The sequence below is a fragment of the Bernardetia sp. ABR2-2B genome, assembly GCF_037126435.1.
Lineage (GTDB): Bacteria > Bacteroidota > Bacteroidia > Cytophagales > Bernardetiaceae > Bernardetia.
Genome location: NZ_CP147020.1, coordinates 3,719,268 through 3,736,616, shown reverse-complemented (window position 1 = coordinate 3,736,616; position 17,349 = coordinate 3,719,268). Strand labels below are relative to the sequence as shown.

Genomic DNA, 17,349 nt, shown 5'->3' with positions numbered 1-17,349 from the left:
GATAGTATAAATGTATTATTTTTTTTTAAGAAATGCGTAATTATTGAACAGAAAACATGAAATATTTTAGTTTTTTAAACTTTAATTATTTCATCTTATAAATTTCCCCTAAATTGTTTAATACGGAATATTATTTTGAGTTAGTGCTACTATTTATTATAAATAATAGCTGTAATTTTATGTGCAAGTAACTGGGGGCAATATAAATATACTGAAAAAAAGGACGTAAAATCAAAGAAACAATAAACGATGTAGAAGGTTAAAGCCTGAAAGAACATAGGGAACTTGCAAATACAAAAAACTTTGATAAAACACAAGTAAATATCATATCAGAATAAAGCATTCAATTATGGAGTTTGGTAAATTACAAGATATAAAAAATGTAGATTTTACGCTACCCGATGACCACCTAGAAACAGAAGCATTTTTATCGAAATTAGAACCTACACCAAAACCTATAATTCGTGTAGCAGCCCCAGTTTGGGGAACACCAGAATGGAAAGGGATTTGGTATCCACAAAAAGCAAAACCTTCTGATTTTTTATATCATTATTCACGTCAATTTGATTCTATTGAGCTGAATGTAACGCATTATCAAATTCCACCAGTAGAACGAGTTTTGAAATGGAAAGAAATGACTCCTAAAGGATTTTTATTTTGTCCAAAAATTTATAAAGGAATTAGTCATCATAAGCAACTTGTGGAGTGTGAAGAACTGACGGCTGTTTTTTGCGATAGAGTAGCTCTTTTTGGAGATAGATTAGGTGTTTGTTTTTTGCAGCTTCCACCCCATTTTTCGCCACAGAAAGCACAGATTTTAATTAATTATTTGGAAAATTTCCCTGCTGAAACTCGCCTTGCCATAGAGTTTCGTCATAAAGATTGGTTCAGTTATCCCAATGATGAAACAAGAGAAGCCGTAAGAGAAGTTTTTGCTATTATGCGTCGTTATGGTTTTATTGCTCTTATGACAGATGTTGCTGGAAGGCGTGATGTAATGCACATGCGACTGACTTCTGATACAATGGTTTTGCGCCTTGTGGGAAATGCTTTAGATAGAACCGATTATGAGCGAATGGAAGACTGGATAGAAAAAGTGGATAAATGGATTAAAAGTGGACTAAAAGAATTTGACTTTTGGCTGCACCAACCAGATAATATCAAAACGGCAGAAATGGCTGTTTTTCTTATAGACAAATTGAAAGAAAAAGGATATACAAATATAAATCCACCAAAGGAAATTAAAGAAGAACCTAAGAATGATATGCCTTCGCTATTTTAAAAGTTATGAACCAAAAAATCCATTCTCTATAAAAATAAAGAATGGATTTGTTTTTTTATAAACTTGCCGTTGTCGGTGTCCTCACCGACGACTTACAAAACCTTACTGCATTCCACCTGCTGCGCTATACTTTTGAATTGCATCTGTAAATAGTTGGCGACGTTTTTTCAGGCTTTCCAAACGAGTTTGGTCGCTATCAGAAAACTCTACTTGAATTTGATTTCCATCATCATCAACAATTACTTTTTGTTCATCTTGCATAATTGACTTTTTGGCTTCCAAACGCTGAATTTCTTGCGTTGTCATGGCATCAAGTTGTCTATAAACTGACATCAAAACACGCATTTGAATACTACTACGCTGAATTATATCACTATAATTGAATTGGTTTAGATTATGTTCATAAACAAAATTCAGATTCCCCATCGCACGACTAGAAATATCTTCTGCTAATGCTAATGCTTTGTCATCTGCCTCTGCCATATGATAAAGCTGTACAAAATAAGGTTCGTAATAACTATATGGAACATTCATAACTGGCAGTTGCTTGAAGGCTTCATCTAGTGTTTTGATAGCCATTTCTTTGTCGCCACGTTCGAAATACTCTTGTGCCAAACGGAAATACACTTGACGGAACTGCGCTCCAAATTTCTTGTATTCGTCATCGTAATAGCCTTCTGTTTGCATTCCTCTAAATTGGAAGGCATCAACAGCCTTTTTCATTTCTTCAAAATTGACTTCACCCAAATCGCCATTATTTTGAGCTTCAATAGGCATCAAGCGATAAACCATTCCATCCATTTGAAGATATTCTCTCAAATTAAAGTTAATTGTATTTGCAGAAGTTTGGTTGAAATATAGAGGTCGTTCCCATTGGTTCGTCGCTATCAAATCCAATAATAAAAGATCATTTTTATAAATATTATTTCCTTTAATATCAAACTCCATTACGTCAGTAATACGATTTTCTTTTCCTTTAGGAATAAATCCTTTTGATAAAACTTTTTGCTTATCAATTGCTAATGCAAATTTCTTAGAAAGAAGCTTTCCTGTACTGCTTCCATCTTGCAACTGAACCATTACACGAGGGTCTTCTTTTTTAAGAAGCTCAATATACGTCTCAAGATTAACAGGCGCATTGATATTTTTATCTTCTGAGCCGTCTCTATTTCCGATATACATCAAGTAATCATTCTTTCCTTGGATATAATCTTCTCTTTCTAATGAAATAGGAATTGGAGGCGAATCGTTTACCTTACTTGTCATTTGGTCTGCGTACCAATCTGTTGCAAAATAACTCAAAACAGCTACCCTAACATCAGTACGGAAACCTTCAACATCTTGAACATACCAAAGTGGGAAAGTATCATTATCTCCACCAGTAAATAAGATAGCATTTGGCTCACACGCTGCTAGTGTATTTCTAGCTTGATCGACAGACAAATAACGTCCAGTACGATTGTGATTATCCCATCCTTTTGCTCCCATAATAACAGGAACAACAAGAGCAATAGCTAATGCAGCACTAGAAGCTGCCATTCCAGAAATATGATTTTTGAGAAAATTAGCTATCCCAAGCATTCCCAAACCTATCCAAATGGAAAAAGCATAAAATGAACCTACATATACATAATCACGTTCACGAGGTTCGACTGGAGGAGAGTTGAGGTAAAGAACAAGACCAACTCCCATAATAAAGAAAATCAGAAATGTAATCCACCAACCTTTTTGGTCTCTACTTGCTTGAAAAATAAACCCTAAAATTCCTAAAATAAGAGGTAACATATAAAAATTATCTCTTGCCTTATTAGTTGCCAAATCTACAGGTAGTTCTTTGCCTAAATCTTCAAAAGGATGAAGCCAACCTGCTTCTTTATCATCGCTTTGTCTTCCTGCAAAATTCCACATAAAATACCTAAAATACATATGCCCAAATTGATAACTAAACAAGAAATTGATGTTATCAGCAAAGTTTGGTCTTTCTCCATCTTTTAATTTTAGCCATTGCTTATAGAGTTCTGGATGGTTTCCACTTTGGCTGTAAATACGAGGCAAAAGCATATTCCCTGCATTATCATAAGTAACTGTAAATTTTTGGTCAAAGGCTTCGTATTTTTCCTTTCCTTTACGATAAATATCTGCTCCCATTTCTTGCCCTGTGCGTTCGGAGGCAAATGTTCTTCCATAAACAAGTGGACGGTCGCCGTATTGTTCACGTTTTAAATAAGATACAAAAGTCATTACATCTTCTGGATTGTTCTCATCAATTGGAGGATTTGCATTTGAGCGAATCAAGATAAGTGAATACGTGCTATAACCTATCATTATAAAAGCAAATGAGAGAAGTGCTGTATTTAAAGGTACATTTTGTTTTTTGATAGAATAAAAAATTCCCCAAATAAGTGCAGCAATAAAAGCAATAGAAAAAATCAATGCTCCTGAGCCAAATGGAAGACCAAATGAGTTTATGAAAAGAATTTCAAATTTGGCTGCAATAGAAGGTAGCCCTGGAATAACGCCATAGGTAATCAAAACAACAATTCCTGTTCCTGCCAAAAAGGTCATTATCCAACCTAATGTACTTTCAGTTTTGTATTTTTTGAAATAATAAACATATGCTAAAGCTGGAAGAGCAAGTAAGTTGAGAAGGTGGACACCAATAGAAAGACCTACTAAATAAGCAATAAAAATAAGCCAACGATTAGAGTCTCGCTCATCGTCTATGCGTTCCCATTTAAAAATTGCCCATACTACAATGGCTGTGAAAAATGAAGACATTCCATAAACCTCAGCTTCTGCTGCCGAAAACCAAAACGAATCTGAAAATGTATAAGCTAATGCACCAATAGCACCACTTCCCAAAATCATTATTTTTTCAGCAAGTGTATAATCATTTTCTTGTGCTTCTAAGCCTTTTTTAAGGTCTATTTCGTTATTCGAATCCATTACCTTTTGTAAAGTTGGGCGCACAATACGGCGTGCAAGCATCGTTATTGTCCAAAACAAAAACAAAATAGAAAAACTACTACACAGCGCAGAGAGCATATTTATCCAATATGCCACTTCCAAAACATCTCCAAAAGCAAGAAGAGAAAAAATACGCCCTACAAGCAGAAAGAAAGGCGCACCAGGAGGGTGAGGTGCCATTAACTTATAGGAAACAGCAATAAACTCTCCACAATCCCAAAAACTAGCTGTGTTTTCAAGTGTAAGTACATAAACAGTAGTAGCAATCAGAAAGATTAGCCAACCTACAATAGTATTAAGACGATTAAAACCCATAGTTTTACAATTATCAGTGAGCAGTTACCAGCAATCAGTTAAATACCAATTCTGACAGAACAATATTTTTTTTATAGAAATTTCTTTTCAAGACACGAAATTAGTAAAAGTTTGGCAACTACTGTATATTCTTTTACTTATTTTGAATTAAATTATAGTAATTTAGAAAAAATGAGTGTTTTATTTCAAGTTGTTTATTACTTGTAGAAAAAATAAAAGGGTTGTTTTTTACTCTACTACTTCTCCTTTAGAATTAATAACTTGAAAAATCACTTCCTCTTCGACTTGAAAGATAGTTTTTAGAATCTTCTTTGAAAAATCATCAGTTTCCTCCTTCTTAATTTCTATTTTCAATTTTTCCAAATAAGTCGAAAAATTAATTTCCAACATACTATATGTTGTTGCTCCATTATGAACATTTATTGCTCTTGAGTATCGTCCAAAACGAATTGTAATATAAAAATCAAAGAATAAGTCGCTACCTCTCATTTGACATCTTGGTATCGAAGAGACTTGATAATGTACACTATCATTAGCTAATTCTTGATAAATCAATTTTGTAGGAATCCAAGTCATATTATTTTCTATTGAATAACTATTTAATAGATATTGAAGAGAAGCAGCATACAAAGTATCTTCTTTATGGAGCATATATAATTTATATGCAACCGTAGTATCTTTTTTCAAATCAATCATTTCATAAGTAGCAGAACTTCCTACGTTTTTACTTCGATGAAGTATAGAATCAATTTCAGGAGAGTTACCATTTATTATAATAGTATTATTTTCTCCTTGTGGGGTTTCAAAAGATTTCATTTTAGGATAAAAGAAAACTCTATCATTAGGGAGTTGAAGTGGCAATGAATCCCAAAAATTTGAAACAAATGTAATTGGCTCAACATAACTTTTCTTATACTGAACTCTAACCTTATCTAGTCCTAGTAAATAAAATTTCCTTTTGTGTTTTAAATAAGAGATATCAATACGAATTTTTCTTCCATCAACAGTAAAATGGATTTCTCCTCTTCTTAGCCAACCATCTTTGTATTTCTTTTCTTCTTCTAAATAAAGATTACTTATTCTATTGAACTTCAAACCTTCCTCTAGAAACTTCATCTTGATTTGACTCAAACTTCCAATTTGATAGGCTTCAAAATCTTCTGAACTGATTCGTTTTACTTTTTTATAGATTTTATCATTAGGGTCTTTTACGTGTCTTTCTACTATTTTCAAATACTTTTCATAACTCAAAATATTGTCAACTAAGGCAGCAGGGTGTGCTTCATCAAATTTTGCTATGAACTCTTTAAGTTTTAGACTGAATACTTTTTCATTTTTTCCAGATATGACCTTTTGAGCTATTATATCTGAAGTAATTAAAGCAAAAAAAACACAAAATATAACTACTCTCATTTTTTTAAATTTATGTTTGAATAAATATTTTTATAATTATTTAGTTTTAGAATAATCTTCTCTCAGTCCTCTGACAAAAGATTTTAAATTTAGATAAAAAAAAGCCATAATTGAGTTTCTCACAAAATTTTTCTCACAAAATTTTCTCAATTATGGCGAAAGCAAAGTATGCTTCTAGTGGTAAAGTTACAAAATTAGTTAGTGTTTTATCTTCTCATTTAAAAGGGTTTCATTTAGCCCGAGTTCAATTTATAGGTCTTTTTGTAATAGCTGTTATAAAGGTAGGTCTAGGAGGTTTAATTCAAATTGCAACTGCGTTTGAAAGGAATGTAGAATACAGTTCTTCTTTACGTCGTATAGAACGCTTTTTAAATTATTATGAGCTTGATTTTCAAGCAATTACTAATTTGATTATTTCCTTAGAAGGCATTGAACAATGGGAAAATATCGTACTGTGTTTGGATAGAACGAATTGGAAAGTTGGAAAAGAGCATATTAATATTTTGCTTCTCTCAGCAGCTCATAAAGGGGTATCTATTCCTCTTTGTTGGTCTGTACTTTCGAGGACAGGAAATTCAGCTACTCAACAACGAATTGATTTGATAGAAGATTTCTTAAATCAATTTCCTAATTTATCTATTACTGCTCTTGTAGCAGATAGAGAGTTTATAGGTAAAAAATGGTTTTTCTATTTAGCTACAAAAAAATTTGATTTTGTAATGCGTATAAAATCTAACTTTAAAGCTACTAGAAAAGGGAAAACAAAGTCTATTGTAGCATGGTGTAGAGGGCTTTCGATTTCAGAAACCTATCAACTAGATGGAACATTTGTAGTCAATGAAGCAGAGGTATATTTATCTGTAAGTCGAACACAAAAAGGATATATTTATTTAGCATCACCTGTTTTATTGGATAATATTTTTGAAATTTATAAACAACGTTGGGAAATCGAAACGTTGTTTAAAGCACTAAAATCACAAGGTTTTAACTTAGAAAATACAAAATTAACAGAACCAAATAAAATAGCTAAATTAATTGCTTTGTGTTCCATTGCCTTTGTTTGGTGTTACAAAGTAGGAGAATGGAAACATAAAAAAACAAAAATAAGAGTCTGTTCAAATGGATATAATGAATACTCTTTTTTCAGATATGGATTAATAGAAATTAAAAAAATACTCAATAATCCAATGACTAGTGAAACTAAATTTGATCAAAAAATTAAAGTTTTGTCAATGGAGTAAGTAATCTTCTACAAACTCATTTATTTTTTGACCTAAAACTTTATTCAGATTTTCATAGGATTCAAATGTCCAACCTGCCACATGAGGAGTCAAGACTACATTTTGCATTGCAACAAGTTGTTCAAACTGTTCTTTTTGTACATCTGTAAATGTACTCAATTTTTCATTTTCTAAGACATCCAAACCTGCGCCTTTTATTTTGCCATTTTTCAGATATTTTAAAAGTGCCTTCGTATCTACAATTTCTCCTCTTGAGGTATTAAAGAAAAAAATAGAATTTTTGAATTTTTTGAAGAATATTTCATTAGCAAAATGAAAATTTCCTGTTTCTCCTTCCTTACCATCAATATCATCATCTAAAGGAATATGAATTGATACAATTTGAGCTTTTTCTTGTAGCTCTTCCAAACTAACCAACTTGGCAAAGTCATCTTGCTTTTTATTTCTTTTATCATAAGCCAAAACTTTACAGCCTAAATAATATAATTTTTTGGATAGTAATCTACCTACATTTCCATAACCTATTATTCCAACTGTTTTTCCTGTTAGTTCTGTCCCTCTATTGGCTTCTCTATTCCACTCAAAATTATCTAAATCATTTTGTGACTTCTTAAAATTATTCAATATTGAAAAGATAAGTCCTAAAGTATGTTCAGTAACGGCATTTCGATTTCCTTCAGGAGCTGTGAGTAGTTTGATATTTTTTTGCTGGAGCAATTTTTTGTCTATGCCATCTGTACCCGAACCTACACGAGCTACAAAAAGTAATTTATCAGTATGCTTTAAGAAATTTTCATCAATAGCAAACCTACTTCTTAGGATTAATCCATCAAATTTTTGTATTTGATTTATAATCTTGCTATCTTTCCAATCAAAAGCATAAGTATATTCTATTTTATTATTTGAAAAATGAAACTCAAAAGAGTCGTGTAATTTATCGATGATAAGCACTTTTAGTATTTTTTTCATAAAAAATTAGATTTTGTATTTAATATTGGTTCTTTTTTTGGTCTAAAAACGATAGATTTCATATTTATTAGTACAAATGTAACTTTTTCAAAATAGCTATCGTTTGTTAAATAAATCAAAAATCATTAAATTGAAACTTGTTATAAATAAAAATTGACTGGTTGAGAAGTCTGCTTACATTTTACAACTAATCCTAAAATCCCCTTTTAAATCTATAATTACTATGAATTCTATCCAAAAGCAGTCTACAAATAATCCAAATCAAGGAAATATTCGTAATTTGATTGACAAACTCATTACTACTTATGCTCAAGAAGACGAACTGATTCGTAAAGTAATTGAATCACGTCTTTTTTTGAATGGCATACGTTCAACAGAATACAACAATGATACACCTGATGATACTCAAGTTTTGATTAAGTTAAATAATATAGATAAAGAATTGGCAAAAATTTTCCTGTCATAAGTTTTGACGCATACTGAAAACTAAGACTAGCTTAATAAATATATTTTAATTTTCTTTCAGCATTCCCACAACTTCAAATTTATCAAAAACATTTTCATTATGGGGAGCATCGTCTTCAAGTTCTTTTGTGAGGTCTTGACCTGCCCAATGCTGATAATGTTTTCCTTTTAACCAAAGCCTAGAACTAGAAACATCATAGATTAGATTTTTATAAGCACACCAAACTTCTGGACGGTCTTGTCCATTTCGAAGAGCAAGTTGAGATTTTGTATAAAAGGGTAGTTCTTTTTTATCGGATTGTATGTTATCATTCATTTTTTTTACTTTTTGCAAACTAACAAATGTATCTTAGGAAAAATTTTATAGATTATAGTCTATTCAAAATTATCAATTATTCAGAATGAATGCAATCGTTTTTATTTGGGAGTTCGTATTGGTTAGTTCTCTACTCATTTTGCTTTTTATGATGCAAGATTGGAGTAAATTTCGGATTTTCAAAAACTACATAGAAACTTCACAGCGTAAGAAAGACGAAAAAACTGCTGAAAAATTATTAGATGACTTACCAAAAGGAGTAATACGATACAAAGAAAGAGAGATTCCACAGAAATAAAGACAGTCAAAACAACAATAAAATACTAAATCTTCTCAATTTTTGTCTTTTCTCTATTGTGAGTAAAATAATTGTACGTATTTTTGAGACGTGAAAGAACGCATAGTAATTATACCGACCTACAACGAAATCGAAAACATCGAAGCAATTATTCGTGCCGTATTTTCGTTAAAACTTCCGTTTCATGCCCTCATCATTGATGATGGTTCGCCAGACGGAACAGCTTTGAAAGTTAAAGAGCTTCAAAAAGAATTTACTGATTCTCTTCATATCGAAGAACGGAAAGGGAAGTTAGGTTTGGGAACAGCTTATATTCACGGCTTCAAGTGGGCTTTGAAAAATGAGTATCAATATATTTTTGAAATGGATGCTGATTTTTCACATAATCCGAAAGATTTGATTCGTCTTTATAACTCTTGTTCTAAAGAAAATGAAGAAGGAATCAGAAATGATGTAGCAATTGGTTCTCGCTATGTGCAAGGTGTGAATGTTGTAAACTGGCCTATGAGCCGTGTTTTGATGTCTTATTTTGCTAGTATTTATGTGAAAATCGTTACAGGAATGCCTATCCATGATGCAACAGCAGGTTTTAAGTGCTATCGTAGGGAGGTTTTGGAAACGATAAACTTGGATACCATAAAGTTTGTGGGTTATGCTTTTCAAATAGAAATGAAATTTACGGCTTGGAAATATGGTTTTGAGGTAGGCGAAGTTCCTATTATTTTTACTGACCGAACAAAAGGAACATCTAAAATGTCTTCTGGAATATTTAAAGAAGCCTTTTTTGGAGTTATTCAGATGAAAATTAATAGTTTTTTTAAGAAATATAATAGAACCGTAAACGAAGACTAAAACCGTCGTTTAGAGAAAAGTTTAATACTCTTTCTCAAACGCACCATTTTTCAGTATCTTGACTTTAATTTTATTGACTTTAGCTTCATTAGAAAGCAGTTTTATCCTTGAACTGTAATTTGTATCATCAAAAATGATATAGTTTGTTTTGATATTCTTGAGTTCTGCTAAGGTATAAATCGGATTATTACTTATCCAAACCATTTCTATATCATCTAATTTTGGAAGAAACTTGGTTTCTCTTTCTAGCTTTTTATTCCACAACAAAATAGTTTTATTATTCCAAAGAATAATTTTTCCTCCATTCCAATCACGAATTTGTACTATTTTACTTTCTGTTTTTTGTTGATAAACAGAATCCAAATTAATCAGTCTGTTTTCAATTTTCCCATTTGAAAGTAAATCTCCTGTAAGCCAATAACTTTGAGCTTCTTTATTATAAAAATTAGCCGAGTCTAAAAGAGTAACACTTCTTCTTCCTTCTTGCAAACTAAGAGCAAAACCTTTTCTTATTTGATAGAAAACCAGTCGCTTTTGATTTTTTGCATTTATATTCTTATATCCATTTACACTACAAAAAAGTAAACTACACAACAAAGTGAAGTAAAAGAAAACCCTTCTTGGTAAAACAAAAAAGCAGAATAAACCTATCAAAAATGCATATAACAGCATACTTTCAGCAAAACTAATTCTTATATTTGCTAATACAGATGCAGGTAATTTTTCTATTCCAAAAACTAAGTAATTGACAAATTGTATGATAAATGACAAAGCAATTCCTAAGAAAGAACTTATTGTCATATTCAAAAAGCTAAAAAAAATCACAGCTATTGCACCACATAAAATTACAATTGCAGCAGGAATTACGACAAAACCTGAAAGCCAAAAGTAGGTAGGAAATTGATGAAAATAATAAAGACAAATAGGAAATGTAATCAGTTGAGCAGCGAAAGAGACAGTCAGTAATTCCCAAAAATAGTTGATAAATTTGTTAGGAGGTTTATAAATTTTTGCTAATTTGGGTTGAATAAGTACAATTCCTAAAACAGCTAAATAAGAAAGCTGAAAACCTACTTCAAAAAACATATACGGACTAGCAATAAGCAAAACAAAGGCAGAGAGAGCCAAATTGTTATAAATATTCGAACGTTTGCCAAAGGTAAATCCAATCTGAATAATCGCAAACATTATTGAAGCACGTAGCACAGAAGGAGAAAGTCCTGTCAGAAAAGAATAACTAAATAAAACACTCAAAATCAGAAACAAATAAAGATATTTTGATTTTTCATGCTTCTTCAAAAAGCCTAGAAAAAAAGCTATCATAGCACTCAAAATACCGACATGCAAACCAGAAACTGCCAACACATGCGTTGCTCCAGCAGAACGATAGGCATTTTGTACTTCGTTATCAATTCCATCTCTAATTCCCAAAAAAAGCGCACTTGCGACTCCATAACTTTGCTTTGAAGGCATTGTTTCTCTCAAAATACTATCAGAATATGTCCGAAAACCAATTGCTTTTTTACGAAATTCTTGTAGAAACGTTAAGTTACTTTGAGTATCAATGTTATTTTGATTATTAATTAAAACAATATCGTATGAATTTTTGAAATCTTGATGCCAAATGTAATGGTACTTTAAGTATTTTTGATAGTCAAAAGAAGATGGATTTTCTGGAGGGTTTGTCAGAATGGGAAATCCTTTTATTAATAGCTCATCACCGAAATTATAAACCTTGTCAATACTATTTGTAAAACTTGTATCGTTTAGAAATTCATTCTTTTTGAGATAAATTAATACTTTTCCCTCTGCTAGTTGCCATGTTTTTTCAGTACGGATTTTTTCTATTTCAAATTCAAATTTATACGATTTTTCACGCTCTTGAATCTCTGAAATTATTTTTCCTTGATAAGCTAAGACTGTTTTCTGATTATTCTTAGAAATATTTTTTACGTGTAAAGGACGTTCTTTTGGCTCTTGATTCGAAACCAAAGACATTCCCATTCCTACAAAAACACCAAGTAGAGAAAATAAGCGAAGCCAAGACAAACGAGTTTTGTATTTTGTTTTTATAAAAAAATGAAGACCTAAATAAGCTACAAAAAAAGCAGCCAAAATTCCTAATGAAAGTGCCAAACCAACCTGTGAGTATTCCCCTACCAAAATTCCAATAATCAACGCCAAAACAGGACGCACAAGTGGATAAGAATCCCAACGAAAAAGAGATTTGTCTCGTGGGTTCATAAATTTTGTTTGTTTAGGATTTAGGATTTGTTTTTATGATAAACGTCTTTAAGGCTTCGCCATCAACGAGGTTTATTTTTTGTCTTTAAAGTTAATTTTTTCTACGAATTTATCGTACTTATCTTTTTCTTCCTTTGGATAACGAATTTCGAAAGAACGAAAACCAGTAGGTGTTTTTTCGGTACGCAAATAATATACTTTTCCATTCTCAAAGCCAGAAATCACAAAAAAGTTAGAGTTAATAGTTTGATATTCTACATTTCTGTTTTGAGAAATAGACTGTTTTTCTTGCTCTAATGTTCTGTTTTGTCCGTTTACATTTCCCCAAACCAAAAGTTCTATTTTCCCACCATCGATATAAAAAATCTGTCCGTCCTTGCTCTTCGAACTTCCAAAAGGCTCAAAGACAGCAGGATAATCTAAGCAGTATTCAAATCGCTCATTACAATAGGTATCTTGAGACGAACAAGAAGTAAAAAATAAAAACAGAAAAAGAGATATAATTATTTGACTTTTCATATCTTAAATGTATGTATTTTTTTGGTATTTGGAAAATTATTATTCAATCTACAAAAGTTTTTTTCAGAACTCTCTTAACCTTTTTGATTGTTTTTTTTCTTAGTCTTCCTACTTTTTTTACAACTCTACTTTCATCGATTGTCCTAATTTGGTCAATAGCAATGGGGTTTTTCTTTCCCTTTAGCTTAAAATTAATTCTGGTAGGATACTTTCTTCGTTTTGAAGTAATCGGAGAAACGATTAGTGTTTCTAAAGACTTATTAATATCATTAGGAGAAATGATTACACAAGGTCGTATTTTCTTTATTTCACTGCCCTTTGTAGGATTTAGATTTACAATGACTATATCGTATTGTTTCATTTTTGATTATTGAATTTAATCATAATTACAACATAACTACATAAAAAATATTATTATTCAAAATAGCATCTTTTTCTTCAAACTCTCATCAATTAATTTTACAGACATTTTTAGTTTACCAAGCTCAAAACCTTCCTTTATTTACCTCATTTTTTTTACAAAAAAAGTAATTGTAATCACTTCTCATCATTCAAAAAAAAACTTTTCTCTGATAGTCTGTTTTTTCAAATTTGTCAGTAAAATTGCTAGTTATATTTCTTGAAAACTCAGTTTGATTTTTCGGTTTTGGTTCTTCTCCTCAAAGAATAAGGTGTGCGTTTTTATTCACTTAATTTTTATAAACTCTCAAACGTATGCGTACTCTATTTATCACTTTGTTTTTTGCATTCTTTGCATCTTTTTTTATTTCCTCTTCTCTTAAAGCCCAAGATTGGGACGATAATGAAAATGAAACTACCACAGAAACCGTTACTGAAATAGAAGTAGCTGTTACACTCTTTGCTAAAGCTAACTTTGAAGGTGAGTCTTTTAAAATAGAAGAACTTATTAGCTTTGATAACCAAACCTTAGCTGAAGAATTTGGAAAAACTATTTCTTCTATCAAGGTAAACGAAGGCGTAGTAGTTCGTATTTATATGTCAGATGATTTTGAAGGAGAATCTTTCGAAATCACTAGCGATATAAAAACTCTTCCTGCAAAATGGGTAGGCAAAGTTCGCTCATTAGAAGTAGTAGTTGCCGAGCAAGGTGGTTCTGATGAAGGTTGGTAGTTCTGACCACAAATAACCCTTAACTACGAGTAAAATATTTTGAATCGTATAAAAAAAGCCTTTTTCTGATACGAAAAGGGCTTTTGGTGTTTTTATTTTAGAATAATTTTGGATTTGCTATACTTTTTTCTATTCTTCTCTCTGCTATTTTTACATAATTTTCGTCAAGCTCATAACCTAAAAATTCTCTCTTTAATTCCATACAAGCTACACCTGTAGAACCACTTCCCATAAATGGGTCTAAAACAGTCTGCCCCTCAAACGTAATGAGTTTTACTAAGTGTTGCATCAACTCTACTGGCTTCAAGGTAGGATGAAAGTTAAAGTCATCTTTATGTTGTCTTACTTTTGGTACTAAAAAAAACTTGTCATAACCATCTTCGAAAGCATCAGTTCTTATAATATTAGACGAAACTCTCCCTTTGTCGTGAGGGTTATGTCCTACTTTTCCTTCGTTTTTTTCGTAAGGAATTCTGGTTTCCTCAAAATTTAATGCTCCTGTTCCATACTTGAGTACATTCTGAGCTACATTTAACCCTTTTTCTAGTGGCTTTTGGATTAAGATAATTGGTTCATAAGCAGGCTTTAAACCTAAACCAGCACCATCATATTTTTTTCCTTGCTCTGAACTTGGAGATAACTTATGTTTTTTCGCTGTTTTATAACTTTCTGCACCTTCCTTTTTATAGCCTTGTACGTATTTGTACTCTCCGATTTTTTCGCTTTCTACTCCCAACTCTTTATCTATTGAAAGCCCTACATTCCTGCTTTTGGGCATTCCATTGAGATAAGACCAAAACAAAACATCTTTTATTAGAAAACCACTATCTTCCAAATCTACCATCAATCTGTGCATCAAGCGAACAGAACTAAAAACTAGTCCAAAACCTCCGTGCTTCATTTTTTTAAATCCATTTTCCCATACTTCTCTGCTTGGTAAATCTTTATCCCAATAATTACCTTGGTAGGAAATACCATAAGGAGGGTCTGTAATTATAGCATCAATAGAATTGTCTTCAATATCTTCTAATGTATATGAGCTCTTATTGTGTAGTTGAAACATTTTTTTCATAATTCGCTAATTGTTAGTAAATCATCTAACGACAAATAACTTGATATACTCTTTTTATAGTTTACCAAAATTTTATATACAAACTCTTTTGTTTTATCTGGAGGTATAATAACTTTAAAATCATATTCCTTAATCATTTTTCCTATTTCTACACTTTGAGTTGAGCGAGTGCTAGTATTTGCAACTGACCTAACTCTTTCAAGGAGGTACTCTCCTAACTTTTGATGTTGTCCATAGACTATGAACTGCAAATCTGCTGCTCCTTTCCAAACTCCTACAGCTGTAAAAAGTATATCATTACTAAAAGCCAATGCTTTTTCTTCATTTGTATCATTCCAAGTACCTCCTAATTTTTTTGAGAAAATACTACATTGTTTTACTTCTAAAAAATTACCTGTTTTAGAGTCTTTTGCATCAAATCCATGCTTATTAAAATTCAGTAAATCGTAACCCAAATAGTTACCAACAATTGAGTCTCTAATTTCATTAATTGTTGTATCTGTATCATACGAATCAAATTCTTTTTGAAATTTAGTGAGTTCCTCTAATGCGAGAATCCCCTTCATTTTAAAAGAATTAGGTATTGGTCTATAATCACCTTTTTTAAAAATCTCCATATTGCCTTATTATAATTTTTTTGAAGTAAAACAGATTATTTTAACTCAACTACAAAGGCAAATTCCCATGCTTTTTCCTCGGCAAAGAATCTACTTTATTCTCTAGCATTTTGAAGGCACGAAGTAATTTTTGACGTGTTTGTTCTGGCAAAATCACTTCATCAATATAACCTCTATGCGCTGCACGATACGGATTAGCAAATTTTCGGTTGTACTCGTCTTCTTTTTCTTTTAGCTTTTCAGCAGGATTATCAGCAGCTTTTATTTCATTTTTGAAGATAATTTCTGCTGCTCCTTTTGCTCCCATAACGGCAATTTCTGCATTTGGATAAGCAAAATTCATATCTGCGCCAATGTGTTTTGAGTTCATGACATCATACGCACCTCCGTAAGCCTTACGAGTAATGACTGTAATACGTGGAACAGTCGCCTCACTAAACGCATAAAGAAGTTTTGCACCATCATTGATAACGCCATTCCATTCTTGGTCAGTACCTGGTAAAAATCCTGGGACATCTACAAAAACAAGCAACGGAATATTGAAGGCATCACAAAAACGAACAAAACGAGCCGCTTTTTTACTGGCATCAATATTCAGACAACCTGCAAGATTTGAAGGCTGATTTCCTACAATTCCGATACTACGTCCACCAATTCTACCAAAACCAACTAAGATATTTTCAGCATAATTTTTATGTACTTCTAAGAAACTATCTTCATCTATTGTTCCTTCAATGACTTCACGCATATCATACGGCTTGTTGGCATCGTTTGGAACAATATCATTTAAGGCTGGACGAAGCTCATCATCTTTTGCTTCATAAGGATAAACTGGTGCAATTTCTTCGCAATTTTGAGGAATATAAGAGATAAGTTTTTTAAGCTCTTCGATACACTGCACTTCATTTGCACAAGAAAAATGAGCGACTCCACTTTTCGTGCTGTGTGTACTTGCACCTCCTAATTCTTCGGCAGTAACTTCTTCATGGGTTACTGTTTTGACTACATTGGGTCCTGTTACGAACATATACGACGTGCTTTCCACCATCATAATAAAATCTGTAATGGCAGGAGAATAAACTGCACCACCAGCACAAGGTCCCATAATGGCAGAAAGTTGAGGAATTACACCAGAAGCTCTTGTGTTTCTATAAAAAATATCTGCATAACCAGCCAAAGAAACAACGCCTTCTTGAATCCTAGCTCCTCCCGAATCATTCAGACCAATAAGAGGCGCACCATTTTTCATTGCTAAATCCATTAGTTTACAAACTTTTTCGGCGTGTGCTTCTGAAAGCGAACCACCAAAGACAGTAAAATCTTGAGAGAAAACATAAATCAAACGACCATTCACTGTTCCATATCCTGTAACGACACTATCACCTAAATAATGCTGTTTGTCTAAACCAAAATCTTTTGTTCGGTGCATCACAAAACGTCCAATTTCTTCGAAAGAACCTTCATCTAAAAGTAACTCTATACGCTCTCTAGCTGTAAGTTTGCCTCGTTTGTGTTGTGCATCAATTCGATTTTGTCCACCACCGAGCATTGCTTCTGCATTTTTTCGGTCTAAGACTTCGTTTGGAGTTTGTCCGTTGTATGGGTTTTGTTGGCTCATGGGTTTGGTTTGTGTTTTTAAAATTCTAAA

The 17,349-nt window shown here is 32.1% G+C and carries 16 protein-coding genes; 6 read left to right on the top strand and 10 right to left on the bottom strand.

Annotated elements, in window-relative coordinates:
* The first annotated feature begins 349 nt into the window (after positions 1-349).
* Entirely contained in the window at positions 350-1,282 is a 933-nt protein-coding gene (locus tag WAF17_RS15675) for a DUF72 domain-containing protein (RefSeq protein WP_338761519.1), read from the top strand.
* 102 nt (positions 1,283-1,384) lie between these two features.
* On the opposite strand, the gene WAF17_RS15670 is transcribed toward WAF17_RS15675, so the two are convergent.
* Complete coding sequence (locus WAF17_RS15670) at positions 1,385-4,564, bottom strand: DUF2723 domain-containing protein (protein WP_338761517.1); 3,180 nt, start codon at positions 4,562-4,564, stop codon at positions 1,385-1,387.
* A gap of 228 nt (positions 4,565-4,792) precedes the next feature.
* Positions 4,793-5,977 carry a hypothetical protein gene (locus tag WAF17_RS15665; protein WP_338761515.1) on the bottom strand — a complete coding sequence of 395 codons (1,185 nt, stop codon included), beginning with the start codon at positions 5,975-5,977 and terminating at the stop codon, positions 4,793-4,795.
* A gap of 152 nt (positions 5,978-6,129) precedes the next feature.
* On the opposite strand from WAF17_RS15665, the gene WAF17_RS15660 reads away from it, so the two are divergent.
* A complete protein-coding gene (locus WAF17_RS15660; protein ID WP_338760955.1) occupies positions 6,130-7,218 on the top strand; it encodes an IS4 family transposase in 1,089 nt (362 codons plus the stop codon).
* Here the strand turns inward: WAF17_RS15660 and WAF17_RS15655 are convergent.
* Positions 7,207-8,187 (bottom strand): NAD(P)-dependent oxidoreductase, encoded by a 981-nt coding sequence (locus tag WAF17_RS15655; RefSeq protein WP_338761513.1) that lies wholly within the window; start codon positions 8,185-8,187, stop codon positions 7,207-7,209. The genes WAF17_RS15660 and WAF17_RS15655 overlap by 12 nt on opposite strands.
* Before the next feature lie 223 nt (positions 8,188-8,410).
* On the opposite strand from WAF17_RS15655, the gene WAF17_RS15650 reads away from it, so the two are divergent.
* Positions 8,411-8,653, top strand: a complete 243-nt coding sequence (locus WAF17_RS15650; protein ID WP_338761510.1) for a hypothetical protein — start codon at positions 8,411-8,413, stop codon at positions 8,651-8,653.
* Between the two features lie 45 nt (positions 8,654-8,698).
* Here the strand turns inward: WAF17_RS15650 and WAF17_RS15645 are convergent, their stop codons facing one another.
* The gene (locus WAF17_RS15645) at positions 8,699-8,968 is read right to left on the bottom strand and encodes a cytochrome b5 domain-containing protein (protein WP_338761508.1); all 270 of its coding nucleotides are present in this window, start codon (positions 8,966-8,968) and stop codon (positions 8,699-8,701) included.
* Positions 8,969-9,053: 85 nt separating this feature from the next.
* On the opposite strand from WAF17_RS15645, the gene WAF17_RS15640 reads away from it, so the two are divergent.
* Both WAF17_RS15640 and WAF17_RS15635 read left to right on the top strand, forming a co-directional pair.
* Positions 9,054-9,266: a hypothetical protein gene (locus WAF17_RS15640; protein WP_338761506.1), complete on the top strand. Its 213-nt coding sequence runs from the start codon at positions 9,054-9,056 to the stop codon at positions 9,264-9,266.
* 90 nt (positions 9,267-9,356) lie between these two features.
* Complete coding sequence (locus tag WAF17_RS15635; RefSeq protein ID WP_338761504.1) at positions 9,357-10,118, top strand: polyprenol monophosphomannose synthase; 762 nt, start codon at positions 9,357-9,359, stop codon at positions 10,116-10,118.
* Positions 10,119-10,139: 21 nt separating this feature from the next.
* Here the strand turns inward: WAF17_RS15635 and WAF17_RS15630 are convergent, their stop codons facing one another.
* The 3 genes from WAF17_RS15630 to WAF17_RS15620 form a co-directional block, all read right to left on the bottom strand.
* A complete protein-coding gene (locus tag WAF17_RS15630) occupies positions 10,140-12,362 on the bottom strand; it encodes a ComEC/Rec2 family competence protein (RefSeq protein WP_338761502.1) in 2,223 nt (740 codons plus the stop codon).
* Between the two features lie 72 nt (positions 12,363-12,434).
* Positions 12,435-12,881 (bottom strand): hypothetical protein, encoded by a 447-nt coding sequence (locus tag WAF17_RS15625; protein WP_338761500.1) that lies wholly within the window; start codon positions 12,879-12,881, stop codon positions 12,435-12,437.
* Positions 12,882-12,924: 43 nt separating this feature from the next.
* Complete coding sequence (locus WAF17_RS15620) at positions 12,925-13,242, bottom strand: type II toxin-antitoxin system PemK/MazF family toxin (protein ID WP_338761497.1); 318 nt, start codon at positions 13,240-13,242, stop codon at positions 12,925-12,927.
* 353 nt (positions 13,243-13,595) lie between these two features.
* On the opposite strand from WAF17_RS15620, the gene WAF17_RS15615 reads away from it, so the two are divergent.
* Positions 13,596-14,012 carry a hypothetical protein gene (locus WAF17_RS15615; protein WP_338761494.1) on the top strand — a complete coding sequence of 139 codons (417 nt, stop codon included), beginning with the start codon at positions 13,596-13,598 and terminating at the stop codon, positions 14,010-14,012.
* A 97-nt stretch (positions 14,013-14,109) separates the two neighbouring features.
* On the opposite strand, the gene WAF17_RS15610 is transcribed toward WAF17_RS15615, so the two are convergent.
* From WAF17_RS15610 to WAF17_RS15600, 3 genes are all read right to left on the bottom strand, one after another.
* Complete coding sequence (locus WAF17_RS15610) at positions 14,110-15,084, bottom strand: DNA methyltransferase (protein WP_338761491.1); 975 nt, start codon at positions 15,082-15,084, stop codon at positions 14,110-14,112.
* Complete coding sequence (locus tag WAF17_RS15605) at positions 15,081-15,650, bottom strand: hypothetical protein (RefSeq protein WP_338761488.1); 570 nt, start codon at positions 15,648-15,650, stop codon at positions 15,081-15,083. Before WAF17_RS15605 ends, WAF17_RS15610 begins: the two co-directional genes overlap by 4 nt.
* Before the next feature lie 100 nt (positions 15,651-15,750).
* Positions 15,751-17,319 (bottom strand): acyl-CoA carboxylase subunit beta, encoded by a 1,569-nt coding sequence (locus tag WAF17_RS15600; RefSeq protein ID WP_338761487.1) that lies wholly within the window; start codon positions 17,317-17,319, stop codon positions 15,751-15,753.
* Positions 17,320-17,349: the final 30 nt, after the last annotated feature.

Bases quoted from the DNA above. Each gene is read 5' to 3' on its own strand.
- WAF17_RS15645 (WP_338761508.1), bottom strand. From the start codon at position 8,968: ATGAATGATAACATACAATCCGATAAAAAAGAACTACCCTTTTATACA.
- WAF17_RS15670 (WP_338761517.1), bottom strand. From the start codon at position 4,564: ATGGGTTTTAATCGTCTTAATACTATTGTAGGTTGGCTAATCTTTCTG.
- WAF17_RS15625 (WP_338761500.1), bottom strand. From the start codon at position 12,881: ATGAAAAGTCAAATAATTATATCTCTTTTTCTGTTTTTATTTTTTACT.
- WAF17_RS15650 (WP_338761510.1), top strand. From the start codon at position 8,411: ATGAATTCTATCCAAAAGCAGTCTACAAATAATCCAAATCAAGGAAAT.
- WAF17_RS15610 (WP_338761491.1), bottom strand. From the start codon at position 15,084: ATGAAAAAAATGTTTCAACTACACAATAAGAGCTCATATACATTAGAA.
- WAF17_RS15630 (WP_338761502.1), bottom strand. From the start codon at position 12,362: ATGAACCCACGAGACAAATCTCTTTTTCGTTGGGATTCTTATCCACTT.
- WAF17_RS15620 (WP_338761497.1), bottom strand. From the start codon at position 13,242: ATGAAACAATACGATATAGTCATTGTAAATCTAAATCCTACAAAGGGC.
- WAF17_RS15655 (WP_338761513.1), bottom strand. From the start codon at position 8,187: ATGAAAAAAATACTAAAAGTGCTTATCATCGATAAATTACACGACTCT.
- WAF17_RS15615 (WP_338761494.1), top strand. From the start codon at position 13,596: ATGCGTACTCTATTTATCACTTTGTTTTTTGCATTCTTTGCATCTTTT.
- WAF17_RS15660 (WP_338760955.1), top strand. From the start codon at position 6,130: ATGGCGAAAGCAAAGTATGCTTCTAGTGGTAAAGTTACAAAATTAGTT.
- WAF17_RS15640 (WP_338761506.1), top strand. From the start codon at position 9,054: ATGAATGCAATCGTTTTTATTTGGGAGTTCGTATTGGTTAGTTCTCTA.
- WAF17_RS15605 (WP_338761488.1), bottom strand. From the start codon at position 15,650: ATGAAGGGGATTCTCGCATTAGAGGAACTCACTAAATTTCAAAAAGAA.
- WAF17_RS15600 (WP_338761487.1), bottom strand. From the start codon at position 17,319: ATGAGCCAACAAAACCCATACAACGGACAAACTCCAAACGAAGTCTTA.
- WAF17_RS15665 (WP_338761515.1), bottom strand. From the start codon at position 5,977: ATGAGAGTAGTTATATTTTGTGTTTTTTTTGCTTTAATTACTTCAGAT.
- WAF17_RS15675 (WP_338761519.1), top strand. From the start codon at position 350: ATGGAGTTTGGTAAATTACAAGATATAAAAAATGTAGATTTTACGCTA.